15 protein-coding genes and 2 pseudogenes are annotated in these 15,733 nt (G+C 65.0%); 10 read left to right on the forward strand and 7 right to left on the reverse strand.

From position 1 onward, the window contains the following. Nucleotide 1 precedes the first annotated feature (1 nt). Both HNP02_RS43955 and nrdE read left to right on the forward strand, forming a co-directional pair. Nucleotides 2-1,192 (forward strand): annotated as a pseudogene (locus HNP02_RS43955) (LAGLIDADG family homing endonuclease); the annotation flags it as partial. Between the two features lie 24 nt (nucleotides 1,193-1,216). Continuing rightward, nucleotides 1,217-2,833, forward strand: a pseudogene (gene nrdE / locus HNP02_RS43960) (class 1b ribonucleoside-diphosphate reductase subunit alpha); the annotation flags it as partial. 29 nt (nucleotides 2,834-2,862) lie between these two features. Here nrdE and HNP02_RS41370 read toward each other — a convergent pair. Further along, nucleotides 2,863-3,249, reverse strand: coding sequence for a DUF5997 family protein (locus HNP02_RS41370; RefSeq protein ID WP_184446610.1), 387 nt, complete (start codon nucleotides 3,247-3,249; stop codon nucleotides 2,863-2,865). A 41-nt stretch (nucleotides 3,250-3,290) separates the two neighbouring features. Here HNP02_RS41370 and HNP02_RS41375 point away from each other — a divergent pair, with 41 nt between their 5' ends. Beyond that, on the forward strand, nucleotides 3,291-4,004 hold the full coding sequence (locus HNP02_RS41375; RefSeq protein ID WP_184446611.1) for a LysR family substrate-binding domain-containing protein: 714 nt from the start codon (nucleotides 3,291-3,293) through the stop codon (nucleotides 4,002-4,004). A 24-nt stretch (nucleotides 4,005-4,028) separates the two neighbouring features. On the opposite strand, the gene HNP02_RS41380 is transcribed toward HNP02_RS41375, so the two are convergent. Further along, nucleotides 4,029-4,373 carry a hypothetical protein gene (locus tag HNP02_RS41380; RefSeq protein WP_184446612.1) on the reverse strand — a complete coding sequence of 115 codons (345 nt, stop codon included), beginning with the start codon at nucleotides 4,371-4,373 and terminating at the stop codon, nucleotides 4,029-4,031. Between the two features lie 153 nt (nucleotides 4,374-4,526). Between HNP02_RS41380 and HNP02_RS41385 the strand changes: the two genes are divergently transcribed. The 3 genes from HNP02_RS41385 to HNP02_RS41395 all read left to right on the forward strand — a co-directional run bounded on the left by HNP02_RS41385 (nucleotide 4,527) and on the right by HNP02_RS41395 (nucleotide 7,035). Then, entirely contained in the window at nucleotides 4,527-5,360 is an 834-nt protein-coding gene (locus HNP02_RS41385; RefSeq protein WP_184446613.1) for a GNAT family N-acetyltransferase, read from the forward strand. A 155-nt stretch (nucleotides 5,361-5,515) separates the two neighbouring features. After that, entirely contained in the window at nucleotides 5,516-6,892 is a 1,377-nt protein-coding gene (locus tag HNP02_RS41390; RefSeq protein WP_184446614.1) for an OFA family MFS transporter, read from the forward strand. Continuing rightward, nucleotides 6,889-7,035: a hypothetical protein gene (locus HNP02_RS41395; RefSeq protein ID WP_184446615.1), complete on the forward strand. Its 147-nt coding sequence runs from the start codon at nucleotides 6,889-6,891 to the stop codon at nucleotides 7,033-7,035. Before HNP02_RS41390 ends, HNP02_RS41395 begins: the two co-directional genes overlap by 4 nt. A gap of 54 nt (nucleotides 7,036-7,089) precedes the next feature. Here the strand turns inward: HNP02_RS41395 and HNP02_RS41400 are convergent, their stop codons facing one another. Beyond that, nucleotides 7,090-8,274: an NAD(P)/FAD-dependent oxidoreductase gene (locus HNP02_RS41400; protein WP_184446616.1), complete on the reverse strand. Its 1,185-nt coding sequence runs from the start codon at nucleotides 8,272-8,274 to the stop codon at nucleotides 7,090-7,092. A 166-nt stretch (nucleotides 8,275-8,440) separates the two neighbouring features. Between HNP02_RS41400 and HNP02_RS41405 the strand changes: the two genes are divergently transcribed. From HNP02_RS41405 to nrdF, 3 genes are all read left to right on the forward strand, one after another. After that, nucleotides 8,441-9,181 carry a TetR/AcrR family transcriptional regulator gene (locus tag HNP02_RS41405; protein WP_184446617.1) on the forward strand — a complete coding sequence of 247 codons (741 nt, stop codon included), beginning with the start codon at nucleotides 8,441-8,443 and terminating at the stop codon, nucleotides 9,179-9,181. A gap of 94 nt (nucleotides 9,182-9,275) precedes the next feature. Further along, complete coding sequence (locus HNP02_RS41410) at nucleotides 9,276-10,781, forward strand: NAD(P)/FAD-dependent oxidoreductase (RefSeq protein ID WP_184446618.1); 1,506 nt, start codon at nucleotides 9,276-9,278, stop codon at nucleotides 10,779-10,781. A gap of 144 nt (nucleotides 10,782-10,925) precedes the next feature. After that, nucleotides 10,926-11,888, forward strand: coding sequence for a class 1b ribonucleoside-diphosphate reductase subunit beta (gene nrdF, locus HNP02_RS41415; protein WP_221318621.1), 963 nt, complete (start codon nucleotides 10,926-10,928; stop codon nucleotides 11,886-11,888). Between the two features lie 25 nt (nucleotides 11,889-11,913). On the opposite strand, the gene mraY is transcribed toward nrdF, so the two are convergent. Beyond that, nucleotides 11,914-12,993, reverse strand: coding sequence for a phospho-N-acetylmuramoyl-pentapeptide-transferase (gene mraY, locus HNP02_RS41420; RefSeq protein WP_184446620.1), 1,080 nt, complete (start codon nucleotides 12,991-12,993; stop codon nucleotides 11,914-11,916). A 121-nt stretch (nucleotides 12,994-13,114) separates the two neighbouring features. Between mraY and HNP02_RS41425 the strand changes: the two genes are divergently transcribed. Then, the gene (locus HNP02_RS41425) at nucleotides 13,115-14,188 is read left to right on the forward strand and encodes a low specificity L-threonine aldolase (RefSeq protein WP_184446621.1); all 1,074 of its coding nucleotides are present in this window, start codon (nucleotides 13,115-13,117) and stop codon (nucleotides 14,186-14,188) included. Here HNP02_RS41425 and HNP02_RS41430 read toward each other — a convergent pair. Genes HNP02_RS41430 through HNP02_RS41440 form a run of 3 tightly spaced genes read right to left on the reverse strand, consistent with a single transcriptional unit; the run spans nucleotide 14,185 to nucleotide 15,534 of the window. Then, complete coding sequence (locus tag HNP02_RS41430; RefSeq protein WP_184446622.1) at nucleotides 14,185-15,036, reverse strand: class I SAM-dependent methyltransferase; 852 nt, start codon at nucleotides 15,034-15,036, stop codon at nucleotides 14,185-14,187. The genes HNP02_RS41425 and HNP02_RS41430 overlap by 4 nt on opposite strands. Beyond that, nucleotides 15,033-15,368, reverse strand: a complete 336-nt coding sequence (locus HNP02_RS41435) for a glyoxalase/bleomycin resistance/extradiol dioxygenase family protein (protein WP_184446623.1) — start codon at nucleotides 15,366-15,368, stop codon at nucleotides 15,033-15,035. The genes HNP02_RS41430 and HNP02_RS41435 overlap by 4 nt, the downstream gene beginning before the upstream one ends. A gap of 1 nt (nucleotide 15,369) precedes the next feature. Then, nucleotides 15,370-15,534 (reverse strand): ribbon-helix-helix protein, CopG family, encoded by a 165-nt coding sequence (locus HNP02_RS41440; RefSeq protein WP_184446624.1) that lies wholly within the window; start codon nucleotides 15,532-15,534, stop codon nucleotides 15,370-15,372. Nucleotides 15,535-15,733 lie beyond the last annotated feature (199 nt).

The raw sequence follows: 15,733 nt of genomic DNA on the forward strand, positions 1-15,733 counted from the left end.
CGGAACTCCAGTGGATACTCCGGACGGCCCGAAGGCGATTGAGACTCTGACGACGGGTGACCGGGTGCTCTCACACGACGGGTCGTTCTCCGTCGTCGAGTCCGTCATTGAGAACCCCAATGATCAAGCGCTCATTCGGATCTCGCATTTCGGGCACAAGGAGCCAATCCTCTGCACTCCCGAGCATCCGATCCTGGTGTGGACGACGCGCGAGGTCGACACCCTCATCGATGGCGACGGTGCCGACCCGTTCGACGGGTTCGTGTGGCTGGCTGCGAAGGACATCCATCCTGCGGACTTCATCGTGACCGCAGCTCCGCTAGAAGGACGCGAGCGGCGCGTGCACGACTTGATGGAGCACGTCGGCTCCGGCGAATACGAAGAAGTCGATGGGCTCATCCGTAAGGTGAACACAGACCTGAAGCACCGCAACAAACAGCGCCACCACATGAAGTTCGTGTCGGTCAATCGCTACGTCGAGGAGTCCTACGACCTTGGCCTCATCCTCGGCTGGTACATCGCCGAAGGACACATCTCCAAGCGATCAGGACCGGATAGCGCGAAGACGCCCAACGGTATTCACTTCACGCTTGGCGCGCATGAACTCGAGTACCAGCATGAGTTGGCGACAGCGTTCAAGCGCGTCTTCGGCGCCGATCTCCCCGTCCACCACAGTGTGTCAGACCAATCGGTGCGCATGGTGTGCAATAGCAAGGTCGTCGCTTCGCTCTTCCTGTCGATGGTTGGCACGGGATACCACCTGAAGCGCTTGTCCCACGACGTCCTGACAGCCGACGAGGAATTCCAGCATGGCCTGTTGGCTGGGTTGTTCCGAGGGGACGGTTGCAGCACCACCGGCGGGATGGTGCTCGACTTGGTGAACCCGGAACTCATCGACCAGGTGCAGCTCCTCCTGCGTCGAGTCGGCATCATGTCTCGAGTTCGCCAGTACACCAACCAAGCCGGCAACATGACGGGGCAGGTGTTCGTGCCCGGGCTGCCGGGCGCCAACGAGGACTTCATCTTCGACGTCGGCAAGAACCTGCACAACTATGTGGGGCAGAAGGGCACGTCGCGGAAGACGTATCAGGTCGTGAACGGGCGCCACGTGTACGGAGTCCGTGATGTGGAGCGCACGCAAGACGTTCCGGAGAAGGTCTACAACCTTCACGTCGAGGACACGCATACGTACACGATTCGTGGCACGGTCGTGCACAATTGCTTCCTGCTGCGCATCGAGGACAACATGGAGTCGATCGGACGCTCGATCAACTCCGCGCTGCAACTGTCCAAGCGGGGTGGCGGAGTCGCGTTGCTGCTGAGCAACATTCGCGAGCACGGCGCGCCGATCAAGAACATCGAGAACCAGAGCTCGGGCGTGATCCCGATCATGAAGCTGCTCGAGGACTCGTTCTCCTACGCCAACCAACTGGGTGCCCGGCAGGGCGCAGGCGCGGTCTACCTGCAGGCCCACCATCCCGACATCTACCGGTTCCTGGATACCAAGCGCGAGAACGCCGACGAGAAGATCCGGATCAAGACGCTCTCGCTGGGCGTCGTGATCCCGGACATCACCTTCGAGCTGGCGAAGAAGAACGAGGACATGTACCTGTTCTCGCCGTACGACGTCGAGCGTGTGTACGGGGTGGCGTTCGCCGACATCTCGGTAACCGAGAAGTACTACGAGATGGTCGACGACGCGCGGATCCGCAAGACCAAGATCAAGGCGCGTGAGTTCTTCCAGACTCTGGCCGAGCTACAGTTCGAGTCGGGCTACCCGTACATCATGTACGAGGACACGGTGAATCGGGCCAACCCGATCGAGGGCAAGATCACCCACAGCAACCTGTGCTCGGAGATCCTGCAGGTGTCGACGCCGTCGTTGTTCAACGAAGACTTGACCTACTCCAAGGTGGGCAAGGACATTTCGTGCAACCTCGGGTCGCTCAACATCGCCAAGGCGATGGACTCGCCGGACTTCGCCCAGACCATCGAGGTGTCGATCCGGGCTCTGACCGCCGTGAGCGATCAGACCCACATCTGGTCAGTGCCGTCGATCGAGCAGGGCAACAACGACTCTCACGCGATCGGCCTCGGGCAGATGAACCTGCACGGATACCTGGCCCGGGAGCGGATCCACTACGGTTCCGAAGAGGGCATCGACTTCACCAACATCTACTTCTACACGGTGCTGTACCACGCGTTGAAGGCATCGAATCGCATTGCGATCGAACGAGGTCATGCGTTCGGCGGCTTCGAGCGCTCGAAGTACAAGTCGGGAGAGTTCTTCGACAAGTACACCGATCAGCCGTGGGAGCCGGCCACCGACAAGGTGCGCCAGCTGTTCGCCGATGCCGACATTCGCATTCCGACGCAAGAGGATTGGGTCCGACTCAAGGAATCGGTGCAGGAGCACGGCATCTACAACCAGAACCTGCAGGCCGTTCCGCCGACGGGGTCGATCTCCTACATCAACCACTCGACGTCGTCGATCCACCCGGTGGCGAGCAAGATCGAGATCCGCAAGGAAGGCAAGATCGGCCGCGTCTACTACCCGGCGCCGTTCCTGACCAACGACAACCTGGAGTACTACCAGGATGCGTACGAGATCGGCTACGAGAAGATCATCGACACCTACGCCGCGGCCACTCAGCACGTGGATCAGGGGTTGAGCCTGACGCTGTTCTTCAAGGACACCGCCTCCACGCGCGACGTCAACAAGGCGCAGATCTACGCCTGGCGCAAGGGAATCAAGACGCTGTACTACATCCGGCTTCGCCAAATGGCGTTGCAAGGCACAGAGGTGGAAAATTGCGTCAGCTGCATGCTGTGACGCTTGACGCTTGACGGTGCTGTGCAGGATCAGCTCTCGCGAGCCTTGTCCGCATGCAGCGCCTTCAAGCGGCGCTCTTCGCGCAGCACGCTCTGGTAGCTCTCGCGTTCCGCGACGAGCCACTCGGGCTTCTCCTCGAGCAACTGGTTGATCTGCTCGGTGGTGGGCCCATCCTCGACGCCATTGCGTGCGAGACCCGCGATCGAGATGCCCAGCTTGGCCGCCACGAGGTTCTTCGGGTGCGGCCCGTTCTTGCGGAGGTCCTTGAGCCACTGCGGCGGGTCCGCCTGCAGTGCGGCGAGTTCGGTGCGGGTGGTCGGGTTCTCCTGGAACTCCGCAGGCGTGGCGGGCAAGTACACGTCCAGCTTCTTCGCCGCCGTGGCGGGTTTCATGGACTGCGCATTGGGCCTGCTCATGGCTTGAGCTTATCGGTGGGGCCCAACGGTAGCCTGAGGCGGTGACCCCGCTCTGCCTCACCGTCGGGTACGTCCCCGGTGTGACGCCCGCGAAGTGGGCTCGGACCTGGGGCGAACGCCACCCCGAGGTTCAGTTGCAGTTGCATGCCGTCGCCGCGGCAGACGCGGCCGACGCGTTGCGGGCCGGCACCGTCGACGTGGCGCTGCTCCGGCCGCCCGGGGGCACGTCCGGGCTGGCCGTCGTCCCTCTCTACGAGGAGGCGACGGTGGCCGTGGTCCCGACCGATCACATTCTCACTGCCGACGACACGATCACCGCCGCAGACCTCGACGGCGAACCAATCCTGATCCCACACGACGACGTCGTGGCCTGGGCAACCGCCCCCGGTGTCCAGGTCGATCACCGACCCGAGACCGTCAAGGACGCAACAGAACTCGTCGCCGCAGGGATCGGCGTGCTCATCGTTCCCCAGTCGCTGGCGCGGCTACATCACCGCAAGGATCTCACCTACCGCCCGATCACCGACGCGCCCACCTGCCCTGTGGCGCTTGCCTTCCCGGAAGGGCCGCAGCCGGCACTGGTCGAGGAGTTCATTGGAATCGTGCGGGGTCGCAAACCCAGTTCGTCGCGTGGGCGGGCCGAGCAGGCGCCGAAGCGCACGGCACGGGAGAAGACTCTCGCGAAGCAGGCCGCACGCGCCGCTGCGGGTAAGGTCGCCCGCAAGCCCGGTCGGGCCGAGCGTGGTAGACGCTGACGTAACCCGTCCCATGCCGAGGTGCTACTCCCGCCCTAGCCGAATGGCTTTGGAGGGAACCGAAGTCGGCAACTGTGTCAGATTGGGAAGCCCCGGCTTGACGGTGGGTTTCGTTGGGCCTGCGTCGGGCGACCTGGTCTCCGCGGCGGCTTCGTCGAGCCAGCACTCGCCGGTGCTTTCGTCGTAGTCACCGCCGTAGAACACGCAACACACGCCGATGCCGTCGGTGTCTTGGTGATCGCCTGCGCATTCCCAGAAGTCATCGCTTGCTGGTTGCGCGCCGGCGTTGGCGGCGAGGCCGATCGACAGGCCTGCCGCAAGCGCAGTCGCGGCGAGCAAGCGGTGGAACGAGGGCGAAGTGTTGCGCATGTCGGGCTCCTGGTGGGTCGTCGCATCCCCGCGGGACGCGTCCACCTGTTAGGAGTGCCGAGGGTGGCTGAATGCCACACTTTTCGGGCGAGTGCGTCGCTCGCCGCAAATAATCAGTGGATTCTCGCCGCTGAAAAGTTCACGCTCAAGGGTATGGATGTCCGGCTGTACCACACCGCGAACGACTTCGGGTCGGTCGCGCATTGGGTGTACCGCAGCGATCCCGTGTTGTTCACCAGCGAGCTCACCGCCCTGCGCACGACGAGGGGTGTGACCGACGGGGTGTTCCTGTCCGTCACCGATTGTGACGACGAGATCGGTGCCGCGATGCAGACTCCCGGCGATGCGCTGCTGGTGAGCGGGCTACCGCCTGCCATGGCGAAGGCCGCGGCCCTCGAGGTGTCGGCGGTCCGCGCCACACTCCCGGGGGTGCGCGGAACACGTGCCAACGCAACGGCGTTCGCCGACGCCTGGTGTTCGGTCACGGGCGCGCACGCGGGCGAGGCGATCGGCAGGACCTTGTACCGGCTCGGCGATCTGGTCGAGCCGAACGGTGTGCCGGGGGAGTGCCGCGTTGCCGGGGCAGGCGATGCGGACTTGCTCTTGGACTGGGTCGACGGGTTCTTCGTCGACGCGTTCGGCGTCGTGTCGGATAGGGGAGCCCGCCGGGGCTTCCTCGGCGACATCCGTGCCTACGGTGGTGACGTGGTGCTCTGGTCGGTGGACGGCGTGCCCGTCAGCATGGCGCGGGTGCACGCACCCGCCGCGGGGATGAGCCGCATCGGCCCGGTCTATACACCTGCCGCGAGTAGGGGCCACGGGTTCGGCGCGGCGGTCACCGCCGCCGCGGCGCGTCAGGCCTACCGGCGCGGCGCCAGGCACGTGGTGCTGTTCGCCGATGTCGTCAACGCGGTGGCGAACGGAATCTACCGGCGGCTCGGGTTCGTGCCGGTCGCGGATTCCTTGGAGTGCGCCTTCGCGGCCTAGCCGCCGACGGAGTCGGCAAATGGACGAAGGCGACACGTCGAATACTGCATACAAAACATTCCATACATGCCGTCGAAGAGGCAAGCTAGGGAGGGCCGCCAGCGGGCATCCCGCGGTGGTTCCCCCCGAACACCTACTTGAACGGAGGCCTCTGAGTGACCGCGTCATTCTTCAGCCGGGAACGTATCGTCGCCCCACCAGGGTGGAGCCGCTGGTTGGTTCCGCCCGCCGCGCTGTCGATCCACTTGTCCATCGGCGCAGCGTATTCGTGGAGCGTCTTCAAGAAACCCCTCGAAGGTGCGCTGCACATCTCCGGGACGCTCAGTGCTCTGCCGTTCACCGTCGGCATCGTCGTTCTCGGGCTTTCTGCGGCGATCTTCGGCACCTGGGTCGACCGCAACGGGCCGCGCCTGGCGATGTTCACCGCCATGTGTTGTTTCTGCGGCGGCTGGCTGATCGGTTCCGCCGGGCTGGCGATGCGCCAGTACTGGCTGGTGCTGCTCGGTTACGGGCTGGTGGGTGGTATCGGCTGGGGCATCGGATACATCTCGCCGGTCTCCACGCTGATCAAGTGGTTCCCGGACAAGCCAGGGATGGCGACCGGCCTGGCGATCATGGGTTTCGGTGGTGGCGCGCTGATCGCGTCACCGTGGTCGACGCAGATGCTCAGTGTGTTCGGCAGCGATTCGGCGGGCATCGCCAAGACGTTCCTGGTGCACGGACTGGTCTACGCGGCGTTCATGTCGCTGGGCTGGCTGTTGGTGCGGGTACCGAGGGCGGATTGGAAACCACACGGATGGACTCCCGCGCCACCGGCGGTGGGGTCGGTCGTGTCCGGTGGCCAGGTCTCGGCCAACAACGCGATCAAGACACCGCAGTTCTGGCTGTTGTGGGTTGTGTTGTGCTTCAACGTGACTGCGGGCATCGGCATCCTCGAGAAGGCCTCGCCGATCTATCAGGACTACTTCCCGACCGCGGGTATGGCTGCGGCCGCACTGGCCGCGGCCGCGGCGGGCTACGTCGCGATGCTGTCGCTGGCCAACATGCTGGGACGCATCGGCTGGTCCAGCCTGTCCGACGTGATCGGCCGCAAGAACGCTTACCGGATGTACCTCGGCGTCGGTGCACTGCTGTACCTCACCATCACGCTGATGCAGAACTCGAACAAGGCCGTCTTCATCATCTGCACGTTGCTCATCTTGTCGTTCTACGGCGCAGGCTTCGCGACCGTGCCTGCCTATCTGCGCGATCTGTTCGGCACGTATCAGGTCGGAGCGATCCACGGCAGGCTGCTCACCGCGTGGTCGGTCGCGGGCATCCTCGGGCCGATCATGGTGAACGCGATCGCCGACAGCCAGAAGGCGGCGGGCCGGTCCGGGCCCGACCTGTACACGATGTCCTTCTCGATCATGATCGGCCTGTTGCTCGTCGCGCTGGTGTGCAACGAGCTTCTCAAGCCCGTCAATGAAAAGTGGTACGAGCCAAGCGCATCCGGTGAGCCCGCGAAGGCACTTCAGGGGAGCCAGCGATGACCGACCAGACAACCGACGTCGAACTGCACGACTACAAGTCGACGGTGCCCGCGGTCTTCGTCTTCCTTGCCTGGCTCTGGGTGGCGATCCCGTTCGGTTACGGCGTCTTCCAGTTGATCCTCAAGGTCAAGCAACTCCTCTAGCGGACCGCGTCACCGCTCCGAAGGCGATGCAGGGTGTGGCCGGCCTCCGCCGAGCTACTTGACGGTGTGCTGTGGGCCCTGCGCCTTCTTGTACAGCGACTTGAGCATCCGGTCGCGGAAGGCGGCGTTGTCGATCAGCTTGACACCGGCGTTGGCAACCTTCGGCTGACCGATCAGCTTGTGCATGTAGCGGCCCCGCCGGTACTCCTTGCCCCACGCCGCTTCCATCCGCTGCGCGTAGTTGGTGAAGTCGTCGGGACCGCCGTTCTGCAGCGCAGCGATCGCGCACTCGCCCGCGGCCAGGCCTGATTCCAGCGCCTTGGAGATGCCCGCACCCGATGCCGGCTTGCCCGCGCCGAGCGAGTCGCCGGTGAACAGGACGCCGGGCTGCCACGGCGGCCACGCGGTGAAGCCCATCGGCAACCGCCACGCCCGGACGCTCTTGTTCTTCTTGAGTTCCTCGATGGCAGGCAGTTCCCAGTCCCGCGGCAGGGTGCGCAGGAACTCGCCGAGGAATTGGGTCGCGTTGATCGACTGCCAGTTCTTGTAGCTGTTGACGTACCCGAGGCCGATGTTGAAGACGCCGTTGCCCATCGGGAACACCCAGCCGTAACCGGGCAGCTGATCGCCCTGGAACACCAGCTTCAGGTAGATGTCGAGGCTGTCGGAGTCCGCGCGGTTGGCGTGCATCTCCGAGCGGATCGCGATCGCCTGGTAGCCCTTGTACGCCGAGTCGAGCTTCAGGGCGCGCTTGATGGGGGAGTACGCGCCGTCGGCAGCGATCACCGCGTCGGCGTACACCTTCTCACCGCCCTTGAGGACGACACCGACCACGCGGCCGCTCGCGTCGAACTCGGGTCCACTGACCTCGGCGCCCTGGCGGACCTCGGCGCCCGCGGACTCGGCGTGCTTGAGCAGCACCGTGTCGAGGTGCTCGCGGCTCACCGTGTGACCGTGGTCGGGCATGCCAGGGCGCTTGGGGAAGGACAGTTCCCACTTGCTGGGGCTGAACACCGTCACCCGGTTGACCCGGTGGTAGCTCGCCACCTCGTCGGCAAGTCCCATCTTCTGCAGGTAGCTCACCGCACGGGCCGTCAGCCCGTCGCCGCATGGCTTGGATCGCGGGAACTCGGCCTTGTCGAGGACGACTACCTTCGCGCCGGTCCGCGCCGCCTGCCATGCCGCTGCCGAGCCCGAAGGGCCCCCGCCGGCAATGACGAGGTCGTATCGCTGCGTCATCTGTTCCGTCTCACTAGCTGGATTTGTCTCGGGGCGATAGTACCTGGGGCGAAGAAACCCAGCCTGACGAGCACGGTCATCGAAACGACGATCCGGAGATCGTGGGATACGCCACGTACGGCGCGGTCTTGGCAGGTCAGGAGGGCTCAGCCGGTACAGTGGGTGGGTGCGCCGACCGTCCCTCCCCAGACCGGGTATCCAGCCCGGCGTGAAGGTCGACGCGCGCAGTGAGCGTTGGCGCGAGCACCGCAAGAAGGTGCGTTCCGAGATCGTCGACGCCGCCTTCCGGGCGATCGACCGGCTTGGCCCCGAGGTGAGCCTGCGGGAGATCGCCGAAGAGGCCGGAACGGCCAAGCCGAAGATCTACCGGCACTTCACCGACAAGTCGGATCTGTTCCAGGCGATCGGCGAGCGGCTGCGAGACATCCTGTGGGCGGCCATCTTCCCGACGATCAACCTGGCCACCGACCCCGCGCGTGAGGTGATCCGGCGCAGCGTCGAGCAGTACGTGCTGCTGGTCGACGAGCACCCCAACGTGTGCCGCTTCCTCATCCAGGGCCGCTTCGCCGAGCAGAGCGAGTCGACGATGCGGGCACTCAACGAGGGCCGCGGAATCACCCTGGCGATGGCCAACATGTTCAGCAACGAGCTGCGCGAAATGGAGCTCGACGGAGCCGCCATCGAGCTGGCCGCATACACCACGTACGGGTCGGCGGCAGCGGCGACGGACTGGTGGCTGGGCGCCGAGGTGGACAGCCCGCGGCGCATGCCGCCCGACGAGTTCATCGCTCACATGACGACGATCATGCTCGGCGCCATCAACGGCACATGCGAGTTGCTCGGCATCAAGATCGACGCGGACCTGCCGTTGCACGAGGGCGTTCGTCGCCGCGAATCCGTCGCCTGACCTGCCCGTATCGTCGGCGCGTTGACACGAACGACCCCCTGACGGAACACTTGCGAATACCCGGTACCGGCGTTCCCATGAAAGGACACCGCCCATGACCGTTGCCGAGCAGGCTCACCAGAACGCGCTCCGCAAGGACCCCGTCCACACCCGAGCGCTCATCATCGGGTCCGGCTTCTCCGGACTCGGCATGGCCATTGCGCTGCAGCGCCAGGGCGTCGACTTCCTGATCCTGGAGAAGGCCGACGAGATCGGCGGTACCTGGCGCGACAACACCTACCCGGGATGCGCGTGCGACATCCCGTCGCACATGTACTCGTTCTCGTTCGAGCCGAAGCCGGACTGGCGGCACATGTGGTCGTTTCAGCCGGAGATCTTCGACTACCTCAAGGGCGTGACCGACAAGTACGGCCTGCGCCGGTACGTCCAGTTCGGCGCTCGGGTCGACCGCGCGCACTGGGACGACGACGAACAGAGCTGGCACGTGTTCACCGACAACGGCCAGGAGTACGTCGCGCAGTTCCTCGTCTCCGGCGCTGGCGGACTGCACATCCCGCTCGTCCCCGACATCGAGGGCATCGACGAATTTCAGGGCGCCACTTTCCATTCCGCGCAGTGGGACCACAGCGTCGACATCACCGGCAAGCGCGTCGCGGTGATCGGCACCGGTGCCAGCGCGATCCAGATCGTGCCCGAGATCGTCGGCGACGTCGCCGAACTTCAGCTCTACCAGCGCACCCCGGCGTGGGTGATGCCCCGGCCGAACAATCCCATCCCGCAGTGGATGCGCGCCACGTTCAGCAACGTCCCTGGCACGCGCGCGTTGATGCGCGCAGGGATCTACTGGATTCACGAGGGCGTCGGGTTCGCCATGACGCGGCAGCCACGGCTGCTGAAACTCGGTGAGCTGCTGGGCAAGTGGAACATCCGACGCTCGGTCAAGGATCGTGAGCTGCGCCGCAAGCTGACGCCGAACTACCGCGCCGGCTGCAAGCGAATCCTGAACTCCGACACTTATTACGGCGGTATCGCCAACCCGAAGACCCAGGTGATCACCGACGGCATCGAGCGGATGACCGCCGATGGCATCGTCACCAGTGACGGTGTCGAGCATCCAGTGGACGTCGTGGTGTTCTGCACCGGGTTCCACGTCACCGACTCCTACACCTACGTCGACATCAAGGGACCGGGCGGCGAGGACCTGGTGGACCGGTGGACCCGCGAGGGCATTCAGGCGCATCGCGGGATCGCGGTCGCGGGCATGCCCAACCTGTTCTTCCTGCTGGGCCCCAACACCGCGCTCGGCCACAACTCGGTGGTCTTCATGATCGAGTCGCAGATCCGGTACGTCGCGAAGGCGATCGCCGCCGTCGACAAGTCCGGCGCACGCGCGCTGGCACCCAGCCGCTACGCCCAGGACGAGTACAACGCCGAGTTGCAGGCCGAGCTCGCGGGCACCGTGTGGAGCACCGGAGGTTGCCGGAGCTGGTACATGGACGAGCACGGTGTGAATCGGACATTATGGAGTGGCATGACCTGGCAGTACTGGCTGGAGACCCGCCGATTCCGGAACTCGGAGTACTCGTTCACCAAGCAGTGAGGTGGCTTTGTCCGACGACACGCGACACAAGTTGTTGTGTTGGCGTTCGTTGTCGGACACCAGGGGTAGTGTCGCCTTCTACCGGCCGGGTCGGCCTGGCAAATACAGTTCCGCAGGTGAAATGAGGGTCTGGTGTCCGACGGAATGAAGCTGATCAGCCGTGTCTCGGCCATCAACTGGAACCGCGTCCAGGACGAGAAGGACGCCGAGGTGTGGGACCGGCTGACCGGCAACTTCTGGTTGCCGGAGAAGGTTCCGGTGTCCAATGACATCCCGTCCTGGGGCACGTTGACGGCGCATGAGAAGCAGCTCACCATGCGCGTCTTCACCGGCCTGACACTGCTGGACACCATCCAGGGCACCGTCGGCGCGGTGAGCCTGATCCCCGACGCGCTGACCCAGCACGAAGAGGCGGTCTACACCAACATCGCGTTCATGGAGTCGGTGCACGCGAAGAGCTACAGCAACATCTTCTCCACGCTGTGCTCGACCGTGGAGATCGACGAGGCGTTCCGCTGGTCGGAGGAGAACTCCAACCTGCAGCGCAAGGCCGAGATCGTGATGAACTTCTACAGGGGCGACGATCCGCTGAAGCGCAAGGTGGCCTCGACGCTGCTGGAGAGCTTCCTGTTCTACTCCGGCTTCTACCTCCCGATGTACTGGAGCAGCCGCGCCAAGCTGACCAACACTGCCGACATGATCCGGCTGATCATCCGCGACGAGGCCGTGCACGGCTACTACATCGGCTACAAGTTCCAGAAGGGCCTGGCGCTCGCGGGCGACGCGCGCAAGGCCGAGCTCAAGGACTACACCTACGAGCTGCTCTTCGAGTTGTACGACAACGAGGTGGAGTACACCCAGGATCTCTACGACGGGGTCGGGCTCACCGAGGACGTCAAGAAGTTCCTGCGCTACAACGCGAACAAGGCGTTGATGAACCTCGGCTATGAGGCGCTGTTCCCCAAGGACGAGACCGACGTCAACCCGGCGATCCTGTCGGCGCTCTCACCCAACGCCGACGAGAATCACGACTTCTTCTCCGGCTCTGGCAGCTCGTACGTGATCGGCAAGGCGGTCAACACCGAAGACGACGACTGGAACTTCTAAAGCCGCAGTGCCGCGCCGCGGGTGCTCAGGCTCCGACGGCCGTCGACCACTCGCCGTAGAAGAGCGCGATTCCGAGGCCGCAGGCGATGGCCGTGATCAACCAGAACCGGATAGTCAGTGTGCTCTCCGGCCAGTCCATCAGCTCGAAGTGGTGGTGGAGCGGAGTCAGGCGAAAGACCCGTCGGCCGGTGGTGCGGAACGCCACGACCTGAATGACGACCGAGGTCACCTCGGCGACGAACAGTGCGCCCACGATGATGGCCAGGATCTCGGTGCGACTGGTCACCGACAGCCCGGCGATGATGCCGCCCAGCACTAGCGAACCCGTGTCACCCATGATGATCTTGGCGGGTGCGGCGTTCCACCACAGGAATCCGACGCAGGCGCCTGCAGTCGCCGCGGCGACGAGGGCCAGATCCAGAGGATCTCGGACGTGGTAGCAACCGGGCCCCGGGGTGACGGCGCATGCGTTCCGGAACTGCCAGAAGGTGATGAGTACGTAAGCGGCGGAGACCATCGCCGTGGCGCCTGCGGCGAGCCCGTCCAGGCCGTCAGTGAGGTTGACGGCATTCGACCAAGCAGAGACGACAATGATGCAGAACAGCACGAACACCGCGGGCGCCAGTGTGACCGTGGCGATTTCGCGGACGTAGGACAGCTCGGCGCTGCCCGGAGTGAGGCCGTCGGAGTTGCGGAACTGCAGCGCGAGCACGCCGAAGAGGATCGCTGCGACGAGTTGGCCTGCGCTCTTGGCCCTCTTGTTCAGGCCGAGGTTGCGCGAGCGCCGCAACTTGACGTAGTCGTCGGTGAAGCCGACTGCACCCAGCGCGGTGGCCAGCCCGAGGACGAGCAGTCCCGACGCCGATGGGCCCTCTCCACCGAGCGCGAGTCCGACGAGGTTCGTGCCAAGGTAGCTTGCCCAGATCGCGGTGAGGATCGCGAGTCCGCCCATGGTCGGGGTGCCACGCTTGCGTTGGTGGCTCTTTGGGGCGTCGTCGCGGATCTCCTGGCCGAACCGCAACCGGGTGAACACCCGGATCAACACGAGGGTCAGCAGAAGTGCGACCGCCAGGGCCATGCCCGCAGCGATGAGTATCTGCTTCATAGGCCGTTCGGATCCCAAACCCCCACCGGGCCAGTATGGCCGAGCCGCTGCGACGCACGTCATCGGCAAGGCGGTCGACACCGAAGACGAGCACTGGAACGTCTAAGCCACACTGGATGTCGTGACCCAAGTATTCAACGACACCCTGCGCTTGCACGACCCTGACTACCGCGGCTTCGCCAGCGACAACTACGCCGGCATCCATCCCGAGGTGCTCGCCGCCATCGCGGCCGCCAACGAGGGGCATCAGACCGCGTACGGCGATGACGCCTACACCGCCCGCCTGCAGGAGGTCATGGCCGAGCACTTCGGCGCGGGTGTCGAGGCGTTCCCCGTCTTCAACGGCACCGGCGCCAACGTGATCGGCCTGCAGTCGATGCTGCCGCGCTGGGGCGCGGTGATCTGCACGCAGACCGCGCACATCCACACCGACGAGAACGCCGCCGCCGAGCGCGTCGCGGGGCTCAAGCTGCTGGCGGTTCCGGCGCCGGACGGCAAGCTCACCCCCGAGCTCATCGACCGGGAGGCGTGGGGCTGGGGCGACGAGCACCGGGCCCAGCCGCTCGCGGTGTCGATCACGCAGACCACCGAACTCGGCACCGCGTACACCGCTGACGAGGTGCGCGCGATCGCCGATCACGTGCACGAGCGGGGAATGACGCTGCACATGGACGGTGCCAGGGTGTCGAACGCGGCCGCGTATCTACGGAAGCCGTTGCGCGAGTTCACCACCGACGCCGGCGTCGACCTCCTGTCGTTCGGAGGAACGAAGAACGGCCTGATCTTCGGCGATGTCATCGTGGTGCTCAATCCCGCGGCATGCGAGGGCCTGACGTATCTGCGCAAGCTCAACATGGCGCTTGCGAGCAAGATGCGCTTCGTCTCGGCCCAGCTGATCGCCGTCCTGACCGACGATCTCTACCTGCGGTCGGCAAGCCATGCGAACGCGATGGCCACCCGGCTGAGGGCGGCCGTCGAGGGGTTGCCCGGCGTAACCATCACGCAGCAGACGCAGTCCAACGCCGTGTTCGCGATCCTGCCTCCCGGCGTCGCCGACAGGCTGCGCGAGCGCTTCCGGTTCTACGACTGGGACCCCATCACCGGGGAGGTGCGCTGGATGTGTGCCTTCGACACGACCGAGGCCGATGTCGACGCCTTCGCGGCCGCGCTGCGCGAGGAACTCGTGGCGGTCTAGGTGCTCGCCACCAACAGCTCCTCGGTGGTGAACGGCCTAAGGCCATCCGTCCGATCGGCGAAGTAGCGCTGCGTGTAGTCGGCAGCGGACACGTGCCGGGCCGATGTGAAGCCGGCATCGCGCGCCATCGCGAGGATCTCGTCCGGTGCGTAGTAGCTGATGAAGGGCGTGCCGGAGGCGCGGGCGGCGGCATTCGTTGCCCGATGCATCTCCTGCTCGTCGGGGTCGACGAGCTCCAGCGGTTGCATGAACGTCATCGCGAAGGTGGAACCGGTTGCCAGCTTCGCGCTTTGGCTCAACGTGGCCGCCGTCGCCTCCCTGGTCAGGTACATGGACACACCGAGTGACGCCACGACGGCAGGCTCACTGGCATCGAAACCGTTGGCCAGCAACCCGTCCCACCACGAGGTCGTCTCGAAGTCGACTGGCACCAGCCGAAGAGAATCCGGAACGCCGAAGCCGAGTTCGACCAGTCGCTGGCGCTTCCACGCTTGCGGTCCCGGCTGGTCCACCTCGAATACCGTGATGGTCGAGGCGATTTCCGGCCTGCGCTGGGCGAACGTGTCCAGGCCTGCGCCGAGAAGTACGTACTGGCGGACACCGTGATCGGCCTGTTCGGTGACCAGATCCTCGATGTACCGGGCGCGTGCCACGATCGACGCACGGACGCCCGGCGTGGCGTACTCGTTCATGTCGGGGCGCTCGCGCCAATCGGCATCGACCCCGGCGAGTTGCAGGCCGATCCGATCGTCGAGGACGTGCGGAGATGCGTCGACCTCGAGGTGCAGCGCCCGCCACAGGGCGGTGCGGATCGCGGTGCTGTCGGGTGTTGCGGTCGCCTGGTTCATTTCGGGGCCTGAAGCTGCCACTCGCGACCGTCGGGGTCGCGCACCGTCATCAGCCTGGTGCCCCAATGGGTGTCCTCCCACTGGTCGACGACCTCGACGGAGTCATCGAGTTCGAGCGCATCGGCGTCGGCGACCGCCAGCACGACGTTCCGCCGCGTCGGCGCGGACTCGGGGACCTCGGAGATGAACAGCAACGGGCCGTCGCCGTTGCGGAGCTGGCCGGAGTTGTGGTCGGTTTCGAATTCGACTGTGTAGCCCAACTTCTGGAAGAACTTGGCGGCCTTGCCCCAGTTGTGCGTTTCCAGGAATACGGCCTCGATGCCGTCGGTCATGTCAGGTCTCCTCGTCCGTTGATCCGCGAGTGTCGAGGTATGCCCGCAGTGCCTCGGTGACGAGTGCGGACAGCGACATCTCGGTTTCGATGGCGTGATGCTTCACCTGCCGGATCAGCCCGATCGGCAGGTAGACGTTGAACTGCTTGACGTCGTCATCGCTCACCAAGCTAGGCTAGCATGCTAGTAAGCTAGTGGGACGCATCCTTCGGCGAACAGACGCAAATGGCCCTGAATGCGAGGCATTCAGGGCCATTTACGTCTGCTGGCGGGTTAGACATCCCAGGTTCGTAAGGTGTCAAGCGGCTTTGGCGGGTTGGCGGTGTGCCCAGGCGGTGTGTTCGTCGTAGGTGCTGTGGTGGCGG

It is taken from the genome of Mycobacterium sp. AZCC_0083 (assembly GCF_014202335.1).
GTDB lineage: Bacteria > Actinomycetota > Actinomycetes > Mycobacteriales > Mycobacteriaceae > Mycobacterium.